Source organism: Thermomonas sp., assembly GCF_023953935.1.
Taxonomy (GTDB): domain Bacteria; phylum Pseudomonadota; class Gammaproteobacteria; order Xanthomonadales; family Xanthomonadaceae; genus Thermomonas.
On record NZ_JAMLIW010000001.1, the window covers coordinates 369803 to 390130 of the forward strand.

21 protein-coding genes are annotated in these 20328 nt (G+C 66.7%); 10 read left to right on the plus strand and 11 right to left on the minus strand.

Features of this window, described 5'->3' with window-relative positions; genetic code table 11:
* The first annotated feature begins 26 nt into the window (after positions 1 to 26).
* The 3 genes from M9902_RS01680 (at position 27) to M9902_RS01690 (ending at position 2701) form a co-directional block, all read left to right on the plus strand.
* Positions 27 to 1325 carry a hypothetical protein gene (locus M9902_RS01680; RefSeq protein WP_297220741.1) on the plus strand — a complete coding sequence of 433 codons (1299 nt, stop codon included), beginning with the start codon at positions 27 to 29 and terminating at the stop codon, positions 1323 to 1325.
* A gap of 31 nt (positions 1326 to 1356) precedes the next feature.
* The gene (gene dinB, locus M9902_RS01685; protein ID WP_297220743.1) at positions 1357 to 2448 is read left to right on the plus strand and encodes a DNA polymerase IV; all 1092 of its coding nucleotides are present in this window, start codon (positions 1357 to 1359) and stop codon (positions 2446 to 2448) included.
* Positions 2449 to 2515: 67 nt separating this feature from the next.
* Entirely contained in the window at positions 2516 to 2701 is a 186-nt protein-coding gene (locus M9902_RS01690) for an oxidoreductase-like domain-containing protein (RefSeq protein ID WP_297220746.1), read from the plus strand.
* 36 nt (positions 2702 to 2737) lie between these two features.
* Here M9902_RS01690 and M9902_RS01695 read toward each other — a convergent pair whose 3' ends face one another.
* From M9902_RS01695 to clpS, 3 genes are all read right to left on the minus strand, one after another.
* Positions 2738 to 3421, minus strand: coding sequence for a 4'-phosphopantetheinyl transferase superfamily protein (locus tag M9902_RS01695; protein WP_297220748.1), 684 nt, complete (start codon positions 3419 to 3421; stop codon positions 2738 to 2740).
* Positions 3422 to 3431: 10 nt separating this feature from the next.
* Positions 3432 to 5711 (minus strand): ATP-dependent Clp protease ATP-binding subunit ClpA, encoded by a 2280-nt coding sequence (clpA, locus tag M9902_RS01700; RefSeq protein WP_297173459.1) that lies wholly within the window; start codon positions 5709 to 5711, stop codon positions 3432 to 3434.
* Positions 5712 to 5831: 120 nt separating this feature from the next.
* The gene (clpS, locus tag M9902_RS01705; protein WP_297173457.1) at positions 5832 to 6155 is read right to left on the minus strand and encodes an ATP-dependent Clp protease adapter ClpS; all 324 of its coding nucleotides are present in this window, start codon (positions 6153 to 6155) and stop codon (positions 5832 to 5834) included.
* Positions 6156 to 6210: 55 nt separating this feature from the next.
* Between clpS and M9902_RS01710 the strand changes: the two genes are divergently transcribed.
* The 3 genes from M9902_RS01710 to hflD all read left to right on the plus strand — a co-directional run bounded on the left by M9902_RS01710 (position 6211) and on the right by hflD (position 8564).
* Positions 6211 to 6681: a hypothetical protein gene (locus M9902_RS01710; protein WP_297220751.1), complete on the plus strand. Its 471-nt coding sequence runs from the start codon at positions 6211 to 6213 to the stop codon at positions 6679 to 6681.
* Positions 6682 to 6816: 135 nt separating this feature from the next.
* Positions 6817 to 7944 carry a tRNA 2-thiouridine(34) synthase MnmA gene (gene mnmA / locus M9902_RS01715; protein WP_297220753.1) on the plus strand — a complete coding sequence of 376 codons (1128 nt, stop codon included), beginning with the start codon at positions 6817 to 6819 and terminating at the stop codon, positions 7942 to 7944.
* A gap of 5 nt (positions 7945 to 7949) precedes the next feature.
* A complete protein-coding gene (hflD, locus tag M9902_RS01720; protein WP_297173445.1) occupies positions 7950 to 8564 on the plus strand; it encodes a high frequency lysogenization protein HflD in 615 nt (204 codons plus the stop codon).
* 273 nt (positions 8565 to 8837) lie between these two features.
* On the opposite strand, the gene M9902_RS01725 is transcribed toward hflD, so the two are convergent.
* The 3 genes from M9902_RS01725 to M9902_RS01735 form a co-directional block, all read right to left on the minus strand.
* Positions 8838 to 9179 carry a hypothetical protein gene (locus tag M9902_RS01725; RefSeq protein WP_297173442.1) on the minus strand — a complete coding sequence of 114 codons (342 nt, stop codon included), beginning with the start codon at positions 9177 to 9179 and terminating at the stop codon, positions 8838 to 8840.
* Between the two features lie 372 nt (positions 9180 to 9551).
* Positions 9552 to 9956 carry a type II toxin-antitoxin system VapC family toxin gene (locus M9902_RS01730; RefSeq protein WP_297173439.1) on the minus strand — a complete coding sequence of 135 codons (405 nt, stop codon included), beginning with the start codon at positions 9954 to 9956 and terminating at the stop codon, positions 9552 to 9554.
* Between the two features lie 6 nt (positions 9957 to 9962).
* Positions 9963 to 10211 carry an AbrB/MazE/SpoVT family DNA-binding domain-containing protein gene (locus tag M9902_RS01735; protein ID WP_297173437.1) on the minus strand — a complete coding sequence of 83 codons (249 nt, stop codon included), beginning with the start codon at positions 10209 to 10211 and terminating at the stop codon, positions 9963 to 9965.
* A gap of 154 nt (positions 10212 to 10365) precedes the next feature.
* Here M9902_RS01735 and acnA point away from each other — a divergent pair, with 154 nt between their 5' ends.
* Complete coding sequence (acnA, locus tag M9902_RS01740) at positions 10366 to 13116, plus strand: aconitate hydratase AcnA (RefSeq protein ID WP_297173435.1); 2751 nt, start codon at positions 10366 to 10368, stop codon at positions 13114 to 13116.
* 74 nt (positions 13117 to 13190) lie between these two features.
* Here the strand turns inward: acnA and M9902_RS01745 are convergent, their stop codons facing one another.
* Complete coding sequence (locus M9902_RS01745) at positions 13191 to 13649, minus strand: nuclear transport factor 2 family protein (protein WP_297220757.1); 459 nt, start codon at positions 13647 to 13649, stop codon at positions 13191 to 13193.
* Positions 13650 to 13768: 119 nt separating this feature from the next.
* On the opposite strand from M9902_RS01745, the gene M9902_RS01750 reads away from it, so the two are divergent.
* The gene (locus tag M9902_RS01750; RefSeq protein ID WP_297173429.1) at positions 13769 to 15448 is read left to right on the plus strand and encodes an AMP-binding protein; all 1680 of its coding nucleotides are present in this window, start codon (positions 13769 to 13771) and stop codon (positions 15446 to 15448) included.
* Positions 15449 to 15505: 57 nt separating this feature from the next.
* Here M9902_RS01750 and M9902_RS01755 read toward each other — a convergent pair whose 3' ends face one another.
* Both M9902_RS01755 and M9902_RS01760 read right to left on the minus strand, forming a co-directional pair.
* Positions 15506 to 16171: a rhomboid family intramembrane serine protease gene (locus M9902_RS01755; protein WP_297173427.1), complete on the minus strand. Its 666-nt coding sequence runs from the start codon at positions 16169 to 16171 to the stop codon at positions 15506 to 15508.
* 41 nt (positions 16172 to 16212) lie between these two features.
* On the minus strand, positions 16213 to 16557 hold the full coding sequence (locus M9902_RS01760; protein ID WP_297173424.1) for an MGMT family protein: 345 nt from the start codon (positions 16555 to 16557) through the stop codon (positions 16213 to 16215).
* 44 nt (positions 16558 to 16601) lie between these two features.
* Between M9902_RS01760 and M9902_RS01765 the strand changes: the two genes are divergently transcribed.
* Positions 16602 to 17012, plus strand: a complete 411-nt coding sequence (locus M9902_RS01765; protein ID WP_297173420.1) for a hypothetical protein — start codon at positions 16602 to 16604, stop codon at positions 17010 to 17012.
* A 10-nt stretch (positions 17013 to 17022) separates the two neighbouring features.
* Here the strand turns inward: M9902_RS01765 and M9902_RS01770 are convergent, their stop codons facing one another.
* Complete coding sequence (locus M9902_RS01770) at positions 17023 to 18144, minus strand: inorganic phosphate transporter (RefSeq protein WP_297173417.1); 1122 nt, start codon at positions 18142 to 18144, stop codon at positions 17023 to 17025.
* A 17-nt stretch (positions 18145 to 18161) separates the two neighbouring features.
* Entirely contained in the window at positions 18162 to 18788 is a 627-nt protein-coding gene (locus tag M9902_RS01775; protein WP_297173481.1) for a pit accessory protein, read from the minus strand.
* Between the two features lie 218 nt (positions 18789 to 19006).
* On the opposite strand from M9902_RS01775, the gene M9902_RS01780 reads away from it, so the two are divergent.
* Positions 19007 to 20326, plus strand: coding sequence for a hemolysin family protein (locus M9902_RS01780; protein WP_297220760.1), 1320 nt, complete (start codon positions 19007 to 19009; stop codon positions 20324 to 20326).
* Positions 20327 to 20328 lie beyond the last annotated feature (2 nt).

Consider the following 20328-nt stretch of genomic DNA (forward strand, 5'->3'; position numbering starts at 1 on the left):
CGGCTGGCTGCACGCATCATCGCGGCATGAGCGACCCTGAAAATCCACACGCCCTCTCCCATCGCACCACGCCTACCTGGGAAGTCGAACTGCTGATTTCCGGCGTGGCGGTGTTTGCGATGCTGCAATTGCCCAGCCTGCTGGATGACGCGATGTTCGCGCTCGAGCCGCGTCTGGACGTCGACTGGCGACAGATGCTGATTCTCGGCTACCTCTACGGCAAGAGCGCGGCATTGATCCTTGCCACGACCTTCGTGCTGCACCTGCTGCTGCGCGCGCGCTGGATCGCGCTTGTGGGCATGCATTCGGTCCACCCGCAGGGCATCCTGCTCGACAAGCTCCGCCTGGGACCGATCCAGAAGGCGCTGGAACGCGAGCGCGACATGCCGATGCCGGCACGCATCGAGCGCGCGGACAATCTGGCGACGACGGTATTCGCGATCGGCGTCATGCTGGCAACGATGCTGCTTGTCACCGCCGCCGGTGCCACGGCGCTGTATGCGCTGGGCGTACTGATCGCGACCCTCAGCGGCGGCTGGATCGATGCCTCACTTGCAATGCTGGCGATCTTTGCATTGATCACCTTGCCTTTCATCGCCCTGGTGCAACTGGATCGGCGCAAAGCCGCGCATTGGCTGCCCGGAAGCTGGCGATATCGGGCCGTCTCCGCCGGCTTTCGCGGCTATGCCCGCATCGGCTTCAGCCATGGCAGCAATCCGGAGATGACACTGCTTTCCACCAACCGCGGCGGAAGTCGCAAGGCCATCCTGCTGACGACGAGCGTGATGTTCGTGGCAATGGCCAGCGCTGGAATTTCTCTGGCTTTGCAGAAGCATCCGGACTGGCTTGGCAGCTATGCCTGGTTCCCGAAGTCGACCACGCGACAACTCGATTCCGCCCATTACGACGATCAGCGCAACCCGGCACGCGACTCGGCGACACCCTATGTGCAGTCGGCCGTGATCGTCGGGCCGTACCTGAAACTTGTCATTCCCTATCGCCCGCTGCGGGACGACGCCGCGATGCGTTCGACCTGCCCGTCCACCGACGCAGGCCGAACGGGAGACGCCTTGGCCAGCGCGCGCCTTGCCTGCCTGCAGGCGCTGCACGGGGTCGTTCTGGACGGCAAACCACTGGCCAGCCTGCGCTACGAGATCGCCAGCGACCCGCGTACCGACCGCCCCGCGCTGCTGGCAATGATCGACGTACGCAGCCTGCCGCCGGGCCGCCACGAGCTGCGCATCGCCCACCCGCCGCGCAGCGACCAGACCCCGGGCGATGACAATCCTGACCCGGGTTTCGACGTGATCCCGTTCTGGCGCTGATCGACAAGCCGAGCCGCCGTAAAATCCGCACGTGAGTGGGCCTTTGCAGCGCAAGATCATCCACGTCGACATGGACGCGTTCTATGCGTCGGTGGAGCAGCGCGATGCGCCGGAATTGCGCGGCCAGCCGGTGGTTGTGGCCTGGCGCGGCGCGCGCTCGGTGGTGTGCGCGGCCAGCTATGAAGCACGAACGTTCGGCGTGCGTTCGGCGATGCCGGCGTTGCGCGCGGAACGGCTGTGCCCGCAGGCCATCTTTGTGCCACCGGACTTCAGCCGCTACAAGGCCGCTTCGCGTCAGATACACGCCATCTTTGCGCGCCATACCGACCTGATCGAACCGCTGTCGCTGGACGAGGCCTACCTCGACGTCACGCTACCCAAGCGCGATCTGGGCAGCGCCACCGCCATCGCCCGTGATGTCCGCGCGGCCATCTACGCGGAAACCCGGCTCACCGCCTCGGCCGGCATCGCGCCCAACAAGTTCCTCGCCAAGATCGCCAGCGACTGGAACAAACCGAACGGCCAGTTCGTGGTGAAACCGGTGATGGTCGATGCCTTCCTCGCGCCGTTGCCGGTGGCCAAACTGCCGGGCGTGGGCAAGGTGATGCAGGGCAAGCTCGCCGAGCTGGGCATCACCACCTGCTCCGACCTGCGGCGCTGGCCGGTTGAAGCAATGGAAGCCCGGTTCGGGCGCTGGGGCCGACGGCTGCACGAACTGTCGTTCGGCATCGACGAGCGTCCGGTCGAGCCCGAACGACCGACCCTGCAAATCTCCAGCGAAGACACCTTCGCCACCGATCTGCATCTCGACGCGCTGGAGCCGCACATCCGCCGCATGGCCGCCAGCACCTGGACCGCCTATGGACGCGAATGGCAGCACCGCCCGGGCCGGCTGGCGCGCACCGTGGTGCTCAAACTCAAGACCGCCGATTTCCACATCCTCACCCGCAGCCTGACCGGCCCCGAGCCGCCCGCCAGCGAGGCAGCACTGGCTGACACCGCTTGCGCCCTGCGCGAACGCGTCGAACTTCCGGCCGCGACCCGCTATCGTCTGGTCGGCGTCGGGCTGTCGGGTTTCGTCGAACCCGACGACAGCCCGCTGCAGGATGACCTGTTCGGATGAAGTCCCGGGCCGGTCCCGACTCCGGCCGCTTATGTCGGTTTCATCCGTCGCCTGCCACACTGCTTGCATGAGCGTGGTTGTCGCCCTCGATCTTCTGGATCCAAAGCCCTTGCCGCCCGAGCGCCCGCTGGCCTCGGACTGCTGCGACAGCGGCTGCGATCGCTGCGTGCAGGACGTCTACGCCGACGAGCTGGCCGATTACGAAGCGGCGCTGAAAGCCTGGCGGGCGCGGCATCCCGAGTCCGTGGATTGAGAGGTCATCTCCCCGCTGGCAGCGACTGACAAGCTGTCAGTGCGCATAGCGCCAGCAGCGCGCCGGCTCAAGCCGGGCGCCGTGGATTTCCAGCCGCACCGGCACGCCCAGCGCCAGCGCCAGCGCGCCGCCGTGGAACGCCCAGCTGCGGGCTTCGGCACCGCCTTCATCGCATGGTTCGGGCTGAATCGTGCGCGCCTGACGCGGCCGCAGGCCCTCGCCGCTGCGCTTCACCCACGCTTCCTTCAGCGCCCAGATGGCGTAAAACCCGGCTTCGCGTTCGGGCCCCTCCAGCGCGCGCAATTCCCGCGCCTGCGCCGCGGAAAACGCCATCCGCGTCAGCGCCGCAAGGTCGCGCCCGCGCTTGGGCAGTTCCACGTCCACGCCCACCGCCACCTCGCCCAGCGCCAGCGCCAACCAGTCGCCGCTGTGGGCGATCGACAGCGACAGCGGCACCGGCGCGGCGTCCAGGTGCAGCGCGGGGCGGCCGTCGGCGAATGCGTCCAGCGTCACCCGCTTGGGCGGCACGCGCAGCCAGTGCGCGGCCAGCCGCCGCGCCATCCAGTGCCCGGCAACGAACTCGGCGCGACGCGCCCCGGCGCGCATCTTCGCCAGACGCGCCCGCTCGCCTTCGGTCAGCCAGCCCAATCCGTTCTTGTGCGCGGCGGCCGCGGCGGTGCCCAGGGCCGCGATCTGCAGCAGGACCTTGGGCTGCGCCATCGGCTTGGCCTCACTCGATGGTCGCGGGCAGCAGCTTTTCCGGCTCGGCCTGCACGTCCAGCACCAGCTCGCCACCGACCGCGTCGAGCGCCACCCGGCCACCGTTCGCCAGCTTGCCGAACAGCAGTTCGTCGGCCAGCGGGCGCTTGATCTTTTCCTGGATCAGCCGCGCCATCGGCCGCGCGCCCATCTGCGGATCGAAGCCGTTGTGGCCCAGCCACTCGCGCGCCGCCGGGGTCGCGGTCAGCACCACGCCCTTTTCGTGCAGCAGCACTTCCAGCTCGATCAGGAACTTGTCGACCACGCGCAGGATGTGGTCCAGGCCCAGCGGCTGGAACTGCACCACCGCATCCAGGCGGTTGCGGAATTCGGGCGTGAACGCGCGCCGGATCGCTTCCATCGCGTCGGTGCTGTGGTCCTGGGTGGTGAAACCAATGCTGCGCCGCGCCGCCTGCACCGCACCGGCGTTGGTGGTCATCACCAGGATGACGTTGCGGAAGTTCGCCTCGCGGCCGTTGGTATCGGTCAGGGTGCCGTGGTCCATCACCTGCAGCAGGATGTTGAACACGTCCGGATGCGCCTTCTCGATTTCATCCAGCAGCAGCACGCAGTGCGGCGTCTTCACGATCTTCTCGGTCAGCAGACCACCCTGGTCGAAACCGACGTAGCCCGGCGGCGCGCCGATCAGGCGCGAGACGGAGTGCGGCTCCATGTATTCGGACATGTCGAAGCGGATCAGCTCGATCCCCAATTGCAGCGCCAACTGGCGGGTCACCTCGGTCTTGCCGACGCCGGTGGGGCCGGCGAACAGGAAATTGCCGATCGGCTTGTCGGGCATGCCCAGCCCCGAACGCGCCAGCCGGATCGCCGAGGTCAGCGTGGCGATGGCCGGGTCCTGGCCGAAGATCACCATCTTCAGGTTGCGGTCGAGGTGCTGGAGCACGTCGCGATCGGTTGCGGACACCTGCTTGGCGGGGATGCGCGCCATCTTGGCGACGATGGTCTCGATTTCGGCCACGTCGATCACCTGCTTGCGCTGCTCGGGGCCGAGCAGCCGCTGGCGCGCGCCGGCCTCGTCGATCACGTCGATCGCCTTGTCCGGCAGCAGGCGGTCACCGATGTGCTTGACCGACAGGTCCACCGCCGCGCGGATCGCATCGTCGGCATAGCTCACCGCGTGGTGCTGCTCGTACTTCGGCTTCAGGCCTTGCAGGATCTCCACCGTTTCGGCCACGGTCGGTTCGACGATGTCGATCTTCTGGAAGCGCCGCGCCAGCGCCCGATCCTTTTCGAAGATGCCGCGGTATTCCTGGAAGGTGGTGGAACCGATGCAGCGCAGCTCGCCATTGGCCAGCACCGGCTTGATCAGGTTGGAGGCGTCCATGGTCCCGCCGCTGGCCGAGCCGGCGCCGATGATGGTATGGATTTCGTCGATGAACAGGATCGCGCCCGGCACCTTGCGCAGCGCCGCCAGCACGCCCTTCAGGCGCTTCTCGAAATCGCCGCGATACTTGGTGCCGGCGACCAGCGCGCCGAGGTCGAGCGCGTAGATCACCGCGTTTTCCAGCACCTCGGGCACCTCGCCGTCCTGGATGCGCTTGGCCAGCCCTTCGGCCAGCGCGGTCTTGCCGACGCCGGATTCACCGACATAGAGCGGATTGTTCTTGCGCCGGCGGCACAGCACCTGGATGGTGCGCTCGACTTCGTCGGCGCGCCCGACCAGCGGGTCGATCTTGCCGGCGGCGGCCAGTTCGTTGAGGTTGACCGCGAATTCCTGCAGCGGGTCGGATTTGGACTCGGCTTCCGGCGATTCGGCCTTGTTCTCGCCGTCGGCGGGCGGCGGCGCGGGCTCTTCGCCGTGCTTGGCGATCCCGTGGGAAATGTAATTGACCACGTCCAACCGGCGCACGTCCTGCTGGCCGAGGAAGTACACCGCGTGCGAATCCTTTTCGCCGAAGATCGCCACCAGCACGTTGGCGCCGGTCACTTCCTTGTTGCCCGAAGACTGCACGTGGTAGACCGCGCGCTGCAGGACGCGCTGGAAGCCCAGCGTGGGCTGGGTGTCGCGGGCATCACCGTCGGGCAGATGCGCGACCGAGGCTTCGATCGCGCTTTCCAGCTCGCCGCGCAGGCGGTCGAGGTCAGCGCCGACGGCGCGCAGCACGGCTTCGGCGGACGGGTTGTCGAGCAGGGCCAGCAGCAGGTGCTCGACGGTCATGAATTCGTAGCGCGCCTCGCGGGTGCGCTTGTAGCACAGGCCGATGCTTTGCTCGAGGTCCTTGCTGAACATGCGGTGTTCGCCTTCGGTGACGTCTGCTTCCTATGTAAGGTGGAAACGCCGCAGGGGCAAGTCCCGAATGTGACCGCGTTCACATTGCCGACATTTCTCCGGCGGAAGGATGCGGGCGGTTCAGCCGCGTTCCATGGTGCACAGCAGCGGATGCTGGCTCATCCGGGCGTACTCGTTGACCTGGGCCACCTTGGATTCGGCAATTTCGCGGGTATACACCCCGCACACGCCGCGGCCGCGGGTATGCACGTGCAGCATGACCTGGGTGGCCCGTTCCAGCCCCATCGAGAAGAACTGCATCAACACCTCGACCACGAAATCCATCGGCGTGTAATCATCGTTCAGCAGCAGCACCGTATACATCGGCGGTCGCGCCAGCTCGGGTCGCGCGGGTGCGACCACGGTGCCGCGCTCATGCTGTGGCTTGTCAGGCTGTTGTGGCATTGGCAAAGTATAAAACGCCGCCCGTGCGGCCAGCCCATTTCAACCGGAGTCCACCATGCGCCTGCTTGCCCTGTCCCTTGCCTGCCTGCTCCCGCTGGCTTCGCTTCCCGCCGCGGCGGCCGACGCCTCGGTGGAGGCGCGCCTGACCGCGCGTGGCCTGAAGTACACCATCGACGACGACGGCGACTACAAGGTGATCCTCAATTTCTCCGAAGAAGGCCGCACCCAGCTGATCTACGTGTCCGGCGGCACCGAGGACGTCAGCGGCCTGAGCATCCGTGAGGTGTTCGCCCCGGCCGCAAACATCAAGACCGACGGCCTCACGGCCGAGATGGCGATGGACCTGCTGCGCGAGAGCCGCACCAAGAAGATCGGCGCCTGGGAAATTGCCGGTGATTACCTGTATTACGTGATCAAGCTCCCGGACAGCGCCAACGCGCAGGAGCTGAATGCCGCGATCCGGGTCGCCGGCTCGATCGCCGATGACAAGGAAATCGAGCTGTCCGGCGACGCCGATCGCCTCTGAGCAGGGGGCACAACGGATGGCGCAGCGGGCGCCGGAGGTCACCGTCGCGGTGGGTGCGGCCCGCGACGGTCGGCTGCCGTGCGTCGAGGCGCGGGTCGACGGCCGCGATCCGCCGGCCCTGCTGGACGCCCTGCCATGACCGGCACCCGGATCATCGTCGGCATCTCCGGCGGCGTGGACTCCTCGGTGGCCGCTTTGCTCCTGCAGCAGGCCGGGCACGAGGTCACCGGCGTGTTCATGTCCAACTGGGCCGACGATGGCAGCGGTGAATGCCGGGCCGAGGACGACCGCCGCGACGCGGTGGCGGTGTGCGGCCTGCTGGGCATCCCGATCCGGTTTCGCGATTTTTCCAGGGAATACTGGCACGAGGTGTTCCAGCACTTCCTCGACGAATACGCGGCCGGCCGCACGCCCAACCCCGACGTGGCCTGCAACCGCGAAATCAAGTTCAAGCACTTTCTCGACGCCGCCCACGCGCTCGGGGCCGACGCCATCGCCACCGGCCACTACGCGCGGGTGGCACGCGGCGCGGACGGCCGTTTCCGGCTGCTGCGCGCGCTGGACCGCAGCAAGGACCAGAGCTATTTCCTGCACCAGCTCGGCCAGACGCAGCTGGCCTTCACCCGCTTCCCGCTGGGCGAACTGCACAAGGATGCAGTCCGGCGGCTGGCCGCCGCGCGCGGGTTGGGCACGGCGACCAAGCGCGATTCGACCGGCATCTGCTTCATCGGCGAACGCGATTTCCGGGCCTTTCTCGCCCGCTACCTGCCCAGCCGGCCGGGGGACATTCGCACGCCGGACGGGGTCCGGCTCGGCGCGCATCCGGGCGTGTGTTATTTCACCATCGGCCAGCGCGAAGGCCTGAACATCGGCGGCGTGCGCGGCCGCCCGCAGGCGCCCTGGTTCGTGGTCGGCAAGGATGTTGAACGCAACGTCCTGTACGTCGACCAGGGCCACGACAGCCCGTGGCTGCTGTCGCGCAGCCTGCGCACCGGAGTTGCCCACTGGGTCGCGGGCGCGGCGCCTTCCCGCCAGTTTTCCTGCACCGCCCAGACCCGCTATCGGCAGCCCGATCAGGCCTGCGAAGTGGAAGTACAAGATGACGGCACGCTCGCGGTGCGCTTCACGCAGCCGCAGCGGGCGGTGACGCCGGGACAGGCACTGGTGCTCTACGCGGGCGATAATTGCCTGGGCGGCGCGGTGATCGCATCCACCGATGCGCCCGCGCCTGACGCAAGCCGGGCTGTCACAAGCCAAGGATAACCCGCATGACCACAACGAGCATCGACGACCGCGTGCTGGCACTGGCCGGCCTGCTGCAGGCGCTGGCGCAGGTGCGGCGCATCGCCGACACCGGCCAGTGCGAGAGTCGGCAGGTCGAAACCGCGCTCGACAGCGTGCTGCGGATCGACGCCGCCGACACCGAATCGGTGTACGGCAGCGCCGGCAATCTGCGTACCGGGCTGCAGCAACTGCGTGACTACCTGGCCCACGGCAACAAGGACGAGGCGCTGGGTCGCCTGGTGCTGGCGGTCATGCAGCTGGAGCGCAGGTTCATCCGCAACGGCGACATGGCCAGCGAGGTGCAGCAGGGGCTGCGCAAGCTGGAACCGACTGGGGCCACACGCGGCAGCGCCGACCCGGAAACGGTCGCGCAACTGGCCAAGCTCTATGCCGACACCATCAGCAGCTTGCGACCGCGGGTGATGGTGCAAGGCAACCCGCACTACCTCGGGCAGGCCGGCGTGGTTGCGGAGATTCGCGCCTTGCTGCTGGCGGCACTGCGCTCAGCCGTGCTCTGGCGCCAGCTCGGCGGCAGCCTGTGGGACTTCGTGTTCCAGCGCCGCGCCATGGCGGCCGCCATCGACGCGCGGCTGGGCTGAGGCCGCAGGCGAAAGCCGTTCGCCGCCGGGCCCCCACCCGGCGCTTCGCGCCACCTTCTCCCGGAGGGATAAGGGAATACGCCTGCGAGTCCCCGGAGAGAAGGAAAACGGAACCGCAAATTCGGCAGGTGCGGCCCCACCCGAGCCTGCGTCATCCGCAGGCTTTCAGGATCGCAAACGGAAAAACCACCCCCGGCTGCACAGCAGCGCAATGGGTGGCTCACCGAAAAACCCGGGCAACGCCGTCCTGGCATTGCCCGGGGTCCGATCGGATCAGTCGGTGTAGGTGTATTCGCCGATTTCGCAGACGTTGACCTTGCCGCGCGTGGCTTCATTGCCGTTGCTGAAGACCGCCTTGAAATCGAAGATGCAGGCGCCGGTACCGTCGTCGATGTTGATCCGCACCGACTTGCCGGAACGCACGACCCGATCGCCGAGGATGTCCTCTTCCCAGTCGCTGGTCGACGACCGCGACGCGTAGAAGCGCACCATCGTGTAGCTGGTGTGGTTCTTGATCACGACGTGACGGTCGGCGGCACTCGCCTGACCCATGGAAGCCAGCGCGACCATCCCGGTCATGCAGGCCGCCAGCACCGTGGAACGAATGGAAATCATTTGATGGTTCTCCGCTGATTGAAGTTGGGGCGCTGGACACCCCGGCAAGCCTCTGCCGGTTCAGGCCCGTGCGGCCTCGTCGCCGCCGGAACCCAGTGTCCGTGTTTGGTGGATTCCCTGGAATCCCCCATCCGAGGGATATGGCCCCGATCATTCCTCGAATTCAGGCTAGCACAGGAATCAACGAAACAAGGGGGGCATTCCGGACAGGGATTGCGGGCGAAGTCTTCAGCCCGAATTCACCTCCGTGACAGCCGTCACGAACGCGCTGTTGCGCCCATCCGGGGCCCGCCGAATCGAGGCGAATCAAAGCAAGGCCCGATTCCGGACCAGGCAAATTCCGGGCCTGGACCGGCACCGGCCGCCCCCGCCTCAGGCGCCGGGAACGATCAGCTTCAGACCTTTGAAGTAGTCGCGGAAAAACCCGGCATCGCGGGTGATCAGCGCGTCACATTGCAACAACGCGTGGGCCCCGACCAGAAAGTCGGCCACCAGCCGCTCGCGGCTGCCGCTGCGGGCGCGGAAGCGCTTGAGCATGTGGCCGGCGCGCATCGCCGCCCCTTCGCTGGCCGGCAGAAAGCGGATGCCGAGCACCGCCAGCGGCTCCATCAGGCTCACCGAGGTGTCCAGCACCGCCTGCACCTCGGCCACCACCGCCTCGCACACCACCACGTCGTCCCGCGCCAGCGCGTCGCCCAGGCAGGCCTCGGCGGCTTCAGCGTGGCAAGGATCACCGACCAGCAGGTCGATCAGAACCGGGGAATCCAGCGCGATCACGGCCGTTCACCCCTTTCCGTGGCCACCCGGTGCGCGGCCGCGCAGGGCGCGCATGGCCGCGTCGGTCGATTCCAGCCCATCGACCAGCCGGAATTTGCCGCGCACCTTGCGCAGCGCCTCGCTGGCATCCTTGCGCAGCAAGATCCGGCCGCCGTCGAGCTCGACCTTGAGCACGCTGCCCTTGGCCAGGCCGAGCGCGTCGCGCACCGGCTTGGGCAGGGTCACCTGGCCGCGCTCACCGACGATGACATCCATCGCACACGCTCCCTTGGGTGAAGTACGCACGAAGCATACATACTTTTTTTGTCATATCATACCCGTGCCCGGATCCTGCCGACCCGCCACCACGTCACCGTTCGGTCACGTCGGCAGTTCTACACTTCCCGCGTCCACGCCACGGAGCAAATCCATGCACGATTCCTTCGCCAGCCACGACCAGCTCGAGGTCAACGGCAAGTCCTACACCTACGCCAGCCTCGCCAAGCTGGGCCAGCGCTTCAACATCGCGCGGCTGCCGTATTCGATGAAGATCCTGCTGGAAAACCTGCTGCGCCACGAAGACGATGTCACCGTGCACGCCTCCCACATCGAGGCGGTCGCCAACTGGAAAGCCAGCGACCTGCCCTCTACCGAAATCGCGTTCATGCCGGCGCGCGTCATCCTGCAGGATTTCACCGGGGTGCCCTGCGTGGTGGACCTGGCGGCGATGCGCGACGCGGTGGTCAAGCTCGGCGGCAAGCCCGAGCAGATCAATCCGCTGATTCCCTCGGAGCTGGTGATCGACCACTCGGTGCAGGTCGACGTGTTCGCCACGCCCGACGCGCTGGACGTCAACGGCCGGATCGAGTTCGAACGCAACAACGAGCGCTACGGTTTCCTGCGCTGGGGTCAGAAAGCCTTCGGCAACTTCAAGGTGGTGCCGCCCAGCACCGGCATCGTCCATCAGGTCAACCTCGAATACTTGGCGCGGGTGGTGATGGAAAGCGAGATCGACGGCAAGCTCTGGGCTTACCCGGACACCCTGTTCGGCACCGACAGCCACACCACCATGGTCAACGGCCTGGGCATCCTCGGCTGGGGCGTGGGCGGGATCGAGGCCGAGGCGGCGATGCTCGGCCAGCCCAGCTCGATGCTGATCCCGCAGGTGGTCGGCTTCAAGCTCACCGGCAAGCTGCCGGAAGGCGCCACCGCCACCGACCTGGTCCTGACCGTGGCGCAGATGCTGCGCCAGCACGGGGTGGTCGGCAAATTCGTCGAGTTCTACGGCGACGGCCTGCAGCACCTGCCGCTGGCCGACCGCGCCACGATTGGAAATATGTCACCCGAATACGGCGCCACCTGCGCGATCTTCCCGATCGACGCCGAATCACTGAACTACCTGCGCCTGTCCGGCCGCAGCGAAGAGCGCATCGCCCTGGTCGAGGCCTATGCCAAGGCGCAGGGCCTGTGGCACGAACCCAGCACCCCGACCGCCAGCTACAGCTCGACCCTGGAACTGGACATGGGCACCGTGCAGCCCTCGCTGGCCGGCCCCAAGCGTCCGCAGGACCGCGTGCTGCTGTCGGACATGAAGGAATCCACCCGCAAGGTCATCAGCCAGCTCACCGCGGCCCGCGACCAGCGCAACGGCGATGTCTCCAACTTCGTTGCCGAAGGCGGCGGCGCGGCGGTCGGCAACGAGCAGATCGGCAAGGGCCTGGCCGACATCACCATCGACGGTCAGCACGTGCGGATCAAGGACGGCGCGGTGGTCATTGCCGCGATCACCTCCTGCACCAACACCTCCAACCCGGCGGTGATGATCGCCGCCGGTCTGCTGGCGCGCAACGCCGCGGCCAAGGGCCTGACCCGCAAGCCGTGGGTGAAGACCTCGCTGGCGCCCGGCTCGCGGGTGGTGACGGACTATCTTGAAAAGGCCGGCCTGCAGAAGGAGCTGGAGAAGATCGGCTTCTACACCGTCGGCTACGGCTGCACCACCTGCATCGGCAACTCCGGTCCGCTGCCGGTCGAAGTCAGCGCCGGGGTCGCCTCGGGCGACCTGTGCGTGGTCTCGGTGCTGTCGGGCAATCGCAACTTCGAAGGCCGCATCCACGCCGAAGTGAAGATGAACTACCTCGCCAGCCCGCCGCTGGTGGTGGCCTACGCGCTGGCCGGCAGCACCGGCATCAACCTGACCACCGACCCGCTGGGCACCGGCAGCGACGGCCAGCCGGTCTATCTGAAGGACATCTGGCCGACCAGCAAGGAGATCCACGACACCATCGCCGCGACCATCGACCCGGAGATGTTCAAGAAGAACTACGGCGACGTGTTCAAGGGTGACGCGCGCTGGAACGCGATTCCCTCCCCGGACGGCCAGCTGTACGCCTGGGACGGTGCCTCGACCTACATCAAGAATCCGCCCTACTTCGATGGCATGACGATGGAAGTCGGCCACGTCGCCGACATCCACGGCGCGCGCGTGCTCGGGCTGTTCGGTGATTCGATCACCACCGACCACATCTCGCCGGCCGGCAGCATCAAGAAGGATTCGCCGGCGGGCCGCTTCCTGATCGAGCGCGGCGTCACCCCGGTCCACTTCAACAGCTACGGCAGCCGCCGCGGCAACGATGACGTGATGGTGCGCGGCACCTTCGCCAACATCCGCATCAAGAACCAGTTCTTCCACGGCGAGGAAGGCGGCAACACCCTGTACTTCGGCAGCAACCCGCCGGAGAAGCTGTCGATCTACGACGCGGCGATGAAGTACAAGGCCGACGGCACCCCGCTGGTGGTGATTGCCGGCAAGGAATACGGCACCGGCTCCAGCCGCGACTGGGCCGCCAAGGGCACCTTGCTGCTGGGCGTGAAGGCGGTGATCGCCGAGAGCTTCGAGCGCATCCACCGCAGCAACCTGGTCGGCATGGGCGTGCTGCCGCTGCAGTTCAAGGACGGCGAAAACGCCGCGACCCACGGCCTCGACGGCACCGAGATCTACGCCATCACCGGCCTGGACGACGGCCAGTCCAAGACCGCCACCGTCACCGCCACCCGCGCCGACGGCAGCCACAAGGCGTTCGAAGTCGACGTGCGCCTGCTGACCCCGAAGGAAGTGGCCTACTACCGCCACGGCGGCATCTTGCAGTACGTCCTGCGCGAGCTGGCGGCGAAGAAGGGTTGAGGCGCAGCAGCTGGCGCGCGCGGCGCGCTCCCACGGCCCGGGCAGCCGGGTGTGGGGGCGTCAGGCCGCGCGCTCTACAACTTCGGCTTCCAACTGGCGCTGCGCAGCAGCCAGTCGCTGCCGTCGCGGTGCCAGCCGGTTTCAACCTCGAACACCTGCCCGTCCTGCGGCACCAACCCGCCGCTGCCGGCGGTTGCCAGCACGGTGAAACGCGCCACGGCATCGTCATCGCCGCGCAGTTCCACGCTGACCGGCCCGATCCGGCCGGTGACGTTGCGGTATTGCAGGAAGATCCCGGCCGCCATCCGCCGCGCGCCGCGCTTGTCCAGGCCGTCGTTGCCGACGAAATCCTCGGCCAGCAGGTCACTGACCTTGCCGGCGTCCCTGGCGTCGATGGCGGCCTGCATCGCCGCAATCTGCGCCCGCACCGCCTGTTCCGGCGGCGGGCCGCCACAGCTGGCCAGCGCCAGCGCCATCAACAGCACCAGCAGCAGCGCGCACAGGCCGCGTGATCGGCTTCGCAACTTCCACATCGCCCCGTCTCCCGCCCGCAAGAGTCGCCTTGTCACGCACGAAAGGCTATGCTCAAATCGGTTTGGGCACCATACGCTGGCGCATTGCGCGCGCCGATCACGATCTTGGGGAGATGCACATGAGTTCCGAACGTCCTTGGCTGGCCCATTACCCGGCCGGTGTACCGGCGGAAATCGACCTGAACGAGTTCGCGTCGATCACCGACGTATTCGATTCGGCGCTGAAGACCTACCGTTCGCGCACCGCCTTCATCAACATGGGCAAGGGCATCAGCTACGACCAGCTCGATCGCCTCAGCCGCGATTTCGCCGGCTACCTGCTGGGCGAACTCAAACTCAAGAAGGGCGACCGGGTTGCGGTAATGATGCCCAACTGCCTGCAATACCCGATCGCGGTGTTCGGCATCCTGCGTGCCGGCCTGATCGTGGTCAACGTCAACCCGATGTACACCGCGCGCGAGCTCAAGCACCAGCTGTCCGACGCCGGCGCCAGCGTGCTGCTGGTGCTCGACAACTTCGGCAACGTGGCGCAGGAAGTGCTCGAACAGATGCCGCAGGTGAAGGCGATCACCACCGGCCTCGGCGACATGCTGGGTTTCCCGAAGGGAGCCATCGTCAACTTCGTCCTGAAGTATGTGAAGAAGATGGTGCCCGACTACAGCATCAGCGGCGCCATCCGTTTCAAGGACACCCTCACGCTCGGGCGGATGCACCAGCTTCCCGAGGTGCGCAACGCGCCGGAGGACCTGGCCTTCCTGCAATACACCGGCGGCACCACCGGCGTGTCCAAGGGCGCGATGCTGACCCATCGCAACCTGGTCGCCAACATGCAGCAGGCCTCGGCCTGGGTGCAATCCAACGTCCGCCCGGGCGAGGAACTCATCATCACCGCGCTGCCGCTGTACCACATCTTCGCATTGACGGCGAACTGCCTGGTGTTCCTGAAGCTCGGCGGCACCAACCTGATGATCACCAACCCGCGCGACATGCCCGGCTTCATCAAGGAGATCAAGACCTCCGGGTTCACCGCGATCACCGGCGTCAACACCCTGTTCAACGGCCTGCTCAACACTCCCGGCTTCAACGAGGTCGATTTCTCCAAGCTGCGGCTGACCCTCGGCGGCGGCATGGCGGTGCAGCGCGCGGTCGCGGACAAGTGGAAGTCGGTCACTGGCTCGACCCTGGCCGAAGCCTACGGCCTGACCGAAACCTCGCCGGCGGTATGCATCAACCCGCTCGACCTGCGCGAATACAACGGCTCGATCGGCATGCCGGTGCCGTCCACCGATGTCTGCATCAAGAGCGATGACGGTGCCGTCCTGCCGATGGGCGAGATCGGTGAACTCTGCGTCAAGGGCCCGCAGGTGATGAAGGGCTACTGGCAGCGCCCGGAAGAAACCGCGAAAGTCATGGACGCCGACGGCTGGCTGCACACCGGCGACATGGCCAAGATGGACGCGCAGGGCTATTTCTACATCGTCGACCGCAAGAAGGACATGATCCTGGTCTCCGGCTTCAACGTCTATCCGAACGAAGTCGAGGACGTGATCGCGATGATGCCGGGGGTACTGGAAGTGGCGGCAATTGGCGTGCCCGACGACAAATCCGGCGAGGCGGTGAAGGTGTTCGTGGTCAAGAAGGACCCGGGCCTGACCGCCGACCAGGTCAAGGCGTTCTGCCACGACAACATGACCGGCTACAAGCGCCCGAAGTTCATCGAGTTCCGCAACGACCTGCCCAAGAGCCCGGTTGGCAAGATCCTGCGCAAGGAGCTGCGCGATCCGCCGAAAACGGCTTGATCCTGTGGCGCGGTTGCGAAAAAGGCCGGCGATGCCGGCCTTTTTCATGGCAATGCCTCAGCGCACGATGCGCATCCCCGGCCCGCGCCGCCCGCCGCCGAACGGCCCCTGACCGCGCCAGTGACGGATCAGCAGCCAGCCGAACAGCATCCCGCCCAGGTGCGCGAAATGCGCGACGCCGGGCTGGAACCCGGTGAAGCCCGCGGCCAGTTCGAAGATGCCGTACAGGATCACCAGGGTGCGCGCCTTCATCGGGATCGGCGGGAACAGCAGCATCACCCGCTGGTTCGGGAACAGCATCCCGTAGGCCAGCAGCAGGCCGAACACGCCACCGGACGCGCCGATCGACGGGATCGGCATGCTGCCGCTGGCGAGCATCCAAGAGCTGGTGATGAGCTGGCAGATGCCGGCGCCGACGACGCAGACCAGATAGAAGGTCAAAAACCGCTTCGGACCCCAGACGTATTCCAGCGGCGCGCCGAACATCACCAGCGCCAGCATGTTGAAGGCCAGGTGCCAGAAACTGCCGTGCAGGAAGGCATAGCTGAGCAGCTGCCAGGGCATGAACGACGGTGCCATCAGGGCCGGGTCGTAGACCGAGCCGCCCCAGGGCCACAGCATCAGGCTGATCATCGCCTCGTTGCCCAGCGCGAACTGCAGGGCAAACCCGGCGATGTTGGCGATCAGCAGCGCCTTGGTGATGCGGGGAATGTCGAACGCCATCCTTGCGGAACCCGGTCTTCGTTGCAGTGCATCATACCGGTTCAGCGCGGTGCCCAGAGGGCCGCATCCAGCGTTTCCGCGTCCGCGTCCATCCGCACCCGGCCATTGCGGACCGCCACGCCCTCGGCGCGCAGGCGCTTGGCCTGCTCGCGCCAGGGCCGGGTTCCCGGCGCAAAGGCAATCCGGCCGTCCGAACGCAGGATCCGGTGCCAGGGCAACTCCGGGGCATCGCTCTCTCCGAGCACCCGGGCCACCAGCCGCGCCCGTCCCGGCAGTCCGGCGCGGCGCGCGATCCCGCCATAGCTGGCCACCTGCCCGGCCGGGATCGCGCGGATGGCGTCGAGGATGCGCTGCTGTGGGGAACGCGTGCCTGCGGGGAGGTCCATGATCGGGTTAGCATAACGCCCTCCCCCGCAGGCCCGCTTTCACGATGAACCACTTCGAACAGATCCATCAGCACCTGATTTCCGCCGGCTACCACATGCTGCTGGAGGAAGATGGTCTGGCCTGCGTCGAGCTGTCGCTGCGCCAGGGCCAGCGCCATCAGGCCATCTTCCTGACCGAGCTGCAGAACGACGATGGCCGCCGCTTCCTGCGCGTGAGCACCTCGATCGCCCCGATCACCGGGCTGGACGCGCGCAAGGCCCTGATCTTCAACTGGGAAAGCCGGGTCGGCTTCCTCGCGATCGGCGAGCTGGACGGCGTGCGCTACCTGCAATTGTGCGAAAACCGTCCCTACGACAGCCTGCTGCCGGCCGAAATCGACCGCCTGATCCTGGAAATCGGCGGCATCGGCGACGCCATGGAACTGCGGCTGTCGGCCGGCGGGGATCTGCTGTAAGCGCCCGTCTTCAAACCCAGCCGACGAGCATCAGGCCCCGATAAAACAGCCAGGCCACGGTGGCCGAGGCCGGGATCGTCAGGATCCAGGCCCAGACGATGCGCTCGATCGTGCCGAGCTTGAGTCGGCGCGGATTCTTGGCGAAGCCCACGCCCATGATCGCGGTGGACACCGTGTGCGTGGTCGAGACCGGCATGCCGAAATGCGCTGCCGCCATCAGCACCGTGGCCGAGCTGGTATCCACCGCAAACCCGTCCAGTGGATGCAGCTTGACCATCTTGTGGCCGAGGGTCTTGATGATGCGCCAGCCGCCGGAGGCGGTGCCCGCCGCCATCACCAGCGCGCAGGTGACGATGATCCAGTCCGCCACCGTCGCCCCGGAGGACTGCTCGGGGTGCATGAAGGCGAGCCAGCCCGGCAGGTCGTCCAGCGCGCCCGAGGCCTGCGCTCCGATCAGCGTCAGCGCGATCACGCCCATGGTTTTCTGCGCATCGTTGTGGCCGTGGGCGTAGCCCATGTATGCCGCCGACATGATCTGCAGCTTGCCGAAGCCGGCGTTGATCCAGCGCGGCCGGGCAATCCGCCGCAGCCAGCCGCCGCTGCGCTCCATCCCGAAGATCAGCGCCCACAGCACCACCATCAACGTGAAGCCCAGCAGAAAGCCGGCCAGCGGCGAAGTCACCATCGGCACCAGGACCTTCCACACCAGGCCCTTGCTCTGGGTCCAGCTGGCCGCACGCTCGGCCCACAGCAATGCGTTCCAGTCCATGTGCGAAGCCGACAAGGCCGCGCCGCACAGTCCGCCAATCAGGGCATGCGAAGACGAGGACGGCAGGCCGAACCACCAGGTCACGAGGTTCCAGGCGATCGCGCCCAGCAGCGCGCACAGCATCAGCTGGGAAGTGGCATCCACCACGGCCGTGTTCACGATCCCGGTGGCGATGGTTGCGGCGACGGCAGTGCCGGTCAAAGCGCCGATCATGTTCATCACGGCCGCCATCACCACCGCCTGCCCGGGGCTAAGCACCTTGGTGGCCACCGACGCCGCGATCGAATTGGCGGTGTCGTGGAAGCCGTTGATGAATTCGAAGATCAGCGCGGCGGCGATCACCACCAGGACCAGGGTCAGCATCATTGGCCAGTGCCCCGTCAGCTGTTCTTCAGGACGATCTGGTAGGCGACCACGCCGGCCTCGCGGCAGCGGTCGATCGCCTTCTCCAGGATTTCGAAGAATTCCTTGAGCAGGAACATCTGCAGGCTGTCGAGCTTGCCGGAATAGATTTCCCGATACAGCTCCAGCATCAGGCGGTCGGCCTCGTTTTCGATCGAACGCAGCTTCTCGTTGAGCGCGGTCATGCGGTCGAGGTTCATGTGCTCGAGCTGGTCCACCATTTCCACCACGACGCCAGCGGCCTGCTCCAGCATCGCCGCGCGCGGCGCGAAATCGATGTGGCCCAGGTGCTGGACCGCCAGCGCGTAGCGGTCGGCGAACTTCTCGATCTGCTTGGGAATCTTGTGCAATGCCGAGCCCAGCGCCTCGATGTCCTCGCGCTCGATCGGGGTGATGTAGCTGTCCACCAGCGCCTGGCTGATCTTTTCGGCGGCGGTGCGCTCGCGCAGGCGGGCCAGCTTGAAGGCATCCAACGCCGGCTGGCGGTCGGCCTCCTTCATCATCGCGTGCAGGGCCTTGGCGCTGTCCAGCGCAGCGGCCGCCGCGTCGTCCAGCAACGCATAGAACTGGGTTCCGGAACCGAAGATGGTTTGCAGGGAAAACATCGTGACTTCCACGTCGCCTGAGGGCATTGCGGCACAGCCTAATCGTCGAATGTGACGCATTCATGACACGAAACGCCTGTTATGATGCCCCGGCGTCACCCAGCCATGGCCCACGACCCGACCCATCTTCCGCGCTTTGCCCGGCGGCCCCTTGTCGCCCATCCGGCCGCTCGCATGCGGTCAAGCGGCAATGCGCCTCCCGTCCCCGGTATCCGTCCGTGCTGGAACTGCTGATCGTCCTTGCCTTGATCGTGCTCAACGGCTTCTTCGCGCTGTCGGAGATGGCCGTCGTCACTTCGCGCAAGGTGCGCCTGAAGCAACGTGCGGAAACCAGCCGCGGCGCGCGCACCGCTCTGGAACTGGCCGAGCGCCCGGAACGCTTCCTGTCCACGGTCCAGGTCGGCATCACCAGCATTGTCATCCTGACCGGCATGTACGGCGGCGACGCCATCGGCCAGCACATCGGCCGCTGGCTGGCCACCCACGTGCCGACCCTGGGTCGCTATTCCGAGACCATCGGCACGGTGTTGGCGGTGAGCCTGATCACCTACCTGAGCATCGTCCTGGGCGAATTGATTCCCAAGCGGCTCGCGCTGCTGGCGCCGGAACGCCTCGCTTCCGTGGTGGCACCACCGATGCGCTGGCTGGCGTGGATTTCGAGCCCGGTGGTCTGGCTGCTGAGCATCACCGTGCGCGCAGTCCTGACCCTGTTCCGGCTCAATGGCCATGGCGGAAGCCATGTCACTGAAGAAGAGATCCAGCTGCTGGTCAGCGAAGGCCACGAGCAGGGCGTCATCGATCTCGACGAACGCAACATGGTCAACCGGGTGATGCGGCTGGGCGATCGCACCGCCGACAGCCTGATGACCCCGCGCACCAGGATCACCTGGCTGGACACGACGGCGAGCCTGCAGGAAAACCTCGCGGTCATGCTGGAACACGCCTATTCGCGCTACCCGGTCCATCGTGGCAGCGACGCCGACGTGGCTGGCATCCTCGAGGTCAAGACCCTGCTCGACGAACTCGGCCGTCCCAAGCCCGCGTTGTTCAACGACGTCAGGCCGGCGCTGTTCGTCTCCGAATCCACCCACGCGATGAAGCTGCTGGAACTGCTGCGCGAGGACCAGCAGACGATGGCGCTGGTGGTCGACGAATACGGCGACATCCAGGGCATGGTGACGGTCGCCGACATCGTCGATGCGGTGATCGGGCGCCTGCAGGCCGGTGGCGACGCCACCGACGGCGAGGCGCTGGTGGTCGAACGCGAGGACGGCTCGCTGCTGGTGGATGGCGGGCTGCACATCGACGAACTGCGCGAGCTGACCGGCGAGCGCATTCCTGATGCCGACGACATGGAGTTCCACACCGTCGCCGGACTGGTGATTGCCCACTTCGGGCGCATTCCGCGGGTCAGCGAATATTTCCGGGTCGGCCAGTGGCGGATCGAGGTCGTCGATCTCGACGGCCCCCGGGTCGACAAGCTGTTGTTGCAACGCGACGCGTCGGTGCCCGCGCCGGGCCCGGCCGGCGAAGGCTGAAC